This is a genomic window from Pseudomonas sp. LM13 (genome assembly GCF_041381355.1).
GTDB classification, from domain to species: domain Bacteria; phylum Pseudomonadota; class Gammaproteobacteria; order Pseudomonadales; family Pseudomonadaceae; genus Stutzerimonas; species Stutzerimonas frequens.
In genome coordinates this window covers 1-4,376 of sequence record NZ_JACBXH010000085.1, presented here as the reverse complement: position 1 = coordinate 4,376, position 4,376 = coordinate 1, and the positions used below count along the sequence as shown (strand labels likewise).

At 54.9% G+C, this 4,376-nt stretch carries 4 protein-coding genes; all 4 read right to left on the bottom strand.

Annotation, left to right across the window (positions count from 1 at the left end):
- Window positions 1-767: 767 nt before the first annotated feature.
- Window positions 768-1,424, bottom strand: coding sequence for a methyltransferase family protein (locus HZR81_RS23215; RefSeq protein WP_500129361.1), 657 nt, complete (start codon window positions 1,422-1,424; stop codon window positions 768-770).
- 3 nt (window positions 1,425-1,427) lie between these two features.
- Window positions 1,428-1,742 carry a DUF2933 domain-containing protein gene (locus tag HZR81_RS23210; RefSeq protein ID WP_042919442.1) on the bottom strand — a complete coding sequence of 105 codons (315 nt, stop codon included), beginning with the start codon at window positions 1,740-1,742 and terminating at the stop codon, window positions 1,428-1,430.
- A gap of 44 nt (window positions 1,743-1,786) precedes the next feature.
- On the bottom strand, window positions 1,787-2,140 hold the full coding sequence (locus HZR81_RS23205; RefSeq protein ID WP_042919443.1) for a cupredoxin domain-containing protein: 354 nt from the start codon (window positions 2,138-2,140) through the stop codon (window positions 1,787-1,789).
- Between the two features lie 26 nt (window positions 2,141-2,166).
- Window positions 2,167-4,376, bottom strand: a 2,210-nt coding sequence (locus HZR81_RS23200; RefSeq protein ID WP_500129360.1) for a heavy metal translocating P-type ATPase, incomplete at its 5' end; no start/stop codon positions are given.

Here is a 4,376-nt window from a genome sequence, read left to right as displayed (position 1 = left end):
AGCAGACTGCCTAGTATCGAAAAAACGCACACGCTACCGTCAATAGCCAAGAGCGAGTCATCCGCTCAAACGTCTACCAGTAGTAAAGAAAGCCCAGGGCCCGTTGTTATCGCATTCGCTGTTCTCTTCTCTCTCTGAGCGAATCGCGGCGGAAATCTCGCACCGCTGGCAAACTGAAAAAGCACCGCCTGCATTAACGACGACAGCTTCAATCTACGAGCCAATACCATCCGGCAGCGGTGTGTATGGTGGCGTACGTGCACTTAGGCGTGGGATGTAGCTACCTGAACGCAATCGATATAACGGGGCGGCGATAAGTCCAATGAGAAACACTCAGACGATGCTTGCTCTCGCTCATCACTCATCTCCCATTGGACTCTGAACACTATAACTGATCGCACCGGCGGCACTTTGGTAGCATCCCTCACCCCTCGTCCTATCTCTGTCCCGTGTGCAACCGTACTGGCAATAAGCCGCCTACAGCTTTCATGACCAACAGCAGTCACCTTTGCGCTTGTTACTGCCGGAATCATAAAGCCCTTGTTGGTTGGAAGTGGATGCAGGTTCGAAAGTGGCACGAGTCGGGGTACTGGCAGCCGCCGCAGTTCATGTCATTTTCGTCATCTGCGCCTGATCCAATATCATGCCACCAGGCTTGTCTTTGCCTTGCGTGCTATTGCCATGTTGATGATACTCATTGGCAATTACAGAGTAGCCGGTGCGGTGGCGATGACAATGCCTGCAATGAACCTTTCATGACAACCTCATCAGGTTCTACTGGCACCGGGTTGAAGAGTTTTAATTGTTGGAATCCAGGCCGGTGTGTTGTGCATATAGGTGCGGTATTCGTCGCCGAATTCTGCGAGCGCCATTTGTTCTTCGCGCTTGGCCAGTCGCACATACACCACCACTAATATCGGGAACATCACCAACGTGGGGATAGTCGGCCACTGCAGTAAAAAGCCGAACATGATCATGATAAAAGCGAGATATTGCGGGTGACGGCAGCGGGCATACCAGCCAGTGGCGGCCAGTGATCGGCCCTGTTGGGCCTTGTGCAGTACTGCCCACGCTGAGGCGAGCATAAAAAACCCCAGGACGATGATAAGGTTGCTAGCAATATGCAGCGGGTCCCAGTGAGCGTTACCCTCGAAACCTAAAAGGGTATGCCACAGATGACCGTTTTCATGGGAAAGGAAATTCACCCCCGGATATTTTTCAGTCAGCCAGCCCGACAGAAAATAGATGCTCAGTGGAAAGCCATACATTTCGGTGAACAGCGCAACCACAAATGCGGAAAATGCGCCCAGGCTGCGCCAATCGGTATTACTTTTCGGCTTGGTAAAACTGAACGCAAAAAAAATGAAAATAATTGAATTTAAGATGACTAACGTCCAGAGACCATAAGCGGATTCATTGTGCATATCCTAGCCCCTTCTGTGTTGATGGTGGTCAGTCTGATGTTTGCCCGCTTCCAGCCCACGTTGATAGGCGGCACGCCTGACATCACTGGCATCACCGGACATGGTCTCTGACGTTTCTGCACCGCCCTGCGCCCTCCTGCCATGTCCACCGTGCATAAAGATATGCATCAGCGGGCACAGCAAAATGATTAGAATCGGCAAAAATGCAAATACATGTTGGCGATGCTCCACCAGCAGAAAATAACTGACTGCCCCGATCAGACCCAACGCAGCTAGCCCTTTAGGCGACCACCAGAAAGAACTTTTTTCGTTACTCATATCCTGTCTCCACGCTGAAAGAAAATTCCGGCCTGCCGCCTGCTTTATTTCACGTGCAAGGCACCACGGTACATTTGCATCTGGCAATGAAAGGCATAGTCACCGGCCTTCAGCGCTGGCAGAGCAACTTGTATGGGTTTGTTCAGGGGGAGGGTTTCGCTGATATCCAAGCCAGGCCACAACACCACCTCGGAACAAGGCGATGCATCCTTGCGCAAAAAGGTAAGGTTGACCGGAGTATTGGCCGGCACTTGAATATTGGCCGGCGTATAGCCGCCGTTTTCCACGACGACCAGCAAACCCTGCTCGTTTAGGGCAACTTCCTGCGGCTTATACAGCCAGAACCACCAGACGATCAGGGCAATCAGGGCCAGTCCCGCAATATTGATCAGCCACATGGTTTATATCCCTCGCGCTATGACAGTTAATGTTCCTGCGCCTTGAACAGGCGCAGGCGATTGGCATTGGTTACTACGGTAACGGAGGAAAATGCCATGGCAGCGCCAGCAATGACGGGGTTCATCAGCACGCCTAGCACCGGGAACAAGACACCGGCAGCTACCGGCACGCCAGCAACATTGTAGATAAAGGCGCCAAACAGGTTTTGCTTGATATTGCGCAGGGTAGCCTTGCTCACTGCAATGGCATCAGCCAGACCGTGCAGCGACCCGCGCATCAGGGTGATATCCGCGCTTTCAATCGCCACATCGGTACCCGTGCCGATGGCAAAGCCCACGTTGGCCAGCGCCAACGCCGGTGCATCGTTGATACCGTCACCGGTCATGCCGACAATTTCATTTTGCATCTGCAGTTCGGCCACCTTGTTGGCCTTGTCTGCAGGCTGAACTTCGGCAAAGAACTCGCTAATACCCACCTTTTCCGCCACGGCTTTGGCGGTGGCGCGGTTGTCGCCAGTGAGCATGACCACGCGAATGCCATTCTTCTGCAGACGCTTGATGGCCGCAATAGAATCCTCCTTGATGGGGTCGGCCACCGCGATGATGGCGGCAAGCCGCCCGTCCACCGCAAAATACATAGGCGTTTTGGCTTCACTGGCTAGATGCTGGGCCGTTTCGATGAACTCACCGACATCGATACCGCGCTCACGCATCAGTTTTTCATTGCCGAACAGCAACGCCTGGCCGACGGCCAGTGCTTCCACACCTTGACCGGCAATGGCATTGAATGACTCGACCTTGTCGAGGGTTAAATTCCGCTCCTTGGCCGATTCAACAATGGCCAATGCCAGTGGATGTTCTGATCCGGACTCCAGGCTGGCTGCCAGTTGCAGTACCTGGTCCTGTTTGAAGCCGGTCTGGGTCACAATGTCGGTAACCTTGGGCGAGCCCAAGGTGATGGTGCCGGTTTTATCCAAAATCATGGCGCTAATCTTGGAAGCGGTTTGCAACGCCTCACCGTTGCGGATCAGGACACCCGCCTCAGCCGCTTTACCCACTCCCACCATCACCGACATTGGCGTAGCCAGGCCGAGTGCGCAGGGGCAGGCAATAATCAACACAGTCGTGGCCGAGACGATGGCAAAAGCAATGGCCGGTTCTGGCCCGAAATTCAGCCAGGTTAGCGCGCTCAGCACTGCGATGATCATCACAACCGGCACAAAATATGCTGAGATTGCATCAGCCAGGCGCCCGATGGGCGGCTTGGAGTTTTGCGCACGCTTGACCATGTCGATGATCTGCGCCAGTGCCGTGTCTTTGCCCACGCGGGTGGCCTTGAAGATCAGCGTGCCGGTTTTGTTAAGGGTTCCGGCCGCCAACTTGTCGCCAGTGGATTTTTCCACCGGCATAGGTTCGCCGGTGAGCATGGATTCATCCACGGCGGTGTGACCTTCCCGTACCTCTCCGTCCACCGGAATCTTCTCACCGGGGCGTACGCGCACCAAATCGTTGAGCAACACCTGCTCGATCGCAATATCCAATTCTTCGCCGTCGCGAATCACCCGTGCGGTTTTCGCTTGCAAGCCGATCAGGCGTTTGACAGCTTCGCTGGTGCGTCCGCGCGCTTTCAGCTCCAGCGCCAGCCCCAGATCAATCAGACCGATGATGATGGCAGTGGCTTCGAAGTAGACATGCCGCGCCATCAGAGGCACTGCGTCCGGTGCGAAAACCACCACCATGGAGTAGAGCCATGCCGTGCCGGTGCCCAAGGCAATCAGGGTGTCCATGTTGGCGGAGTGATTTTTAAAGGACTGCCAGGAACCCACGTAAAAGTGACGACCCGACACGATCATCACGGCCAGGGTCAGCAGCCCCACCACCAGCCAGACAATACGCTCGACAGTAGTAGTCACCGTCATCTCGCCCACCACCAAGCTGTAGATCATCAGCGGCACACCCAGTGCCAGCGCGACCCAGGTTTGCCGCATCAGTTTTTGGTAATAGGCCAAATCGGCTTGTTCTTTTTCATCGAGCGCATCGCTTAGCGACTCACCGGCCATGGGTCTGGCGTTGTAGCCGGCCTGCTCCACCGCTTTCACCAACAACTCGGTAGCCGCTCTGCCCTGTACCTGCACCGTGCGGTTGGCGAAGTTCATTTCCGCCGTTTGCACGCCAGGCACGGCCATGAGCGCTTTTTCTATTTTGCCCACACAGCTGGCGCAGCCCGTACCTTCAA

What these genes read in the sequence shown, in the direction of transcription:
- HZR81_RS23215 (WP_500129361.1), bottom strand. Translation starts at nt 1,424, where the DNA reads ATGCACAATGAATCCGCTTATGGTCTCTGGACGTTAGTCATCTTAAAT.
- HZR81_RS23210 (WP_042919442.1), bottom strand. Translation starts at nt 1,742, where the DNA reads ATGAGTAACGAAAAAAGTTCTTTCTGGTGGTCGCCTAAAGGGCTAGCT.
- HZR81_RS23205 (WP_042919443.1), bottom strand. Translation starts at nt 2,140, where the DNA reads ATGTGGCTGATCAATATTGCGGGACTGGCCCTGATTGCCCTGATCGTC.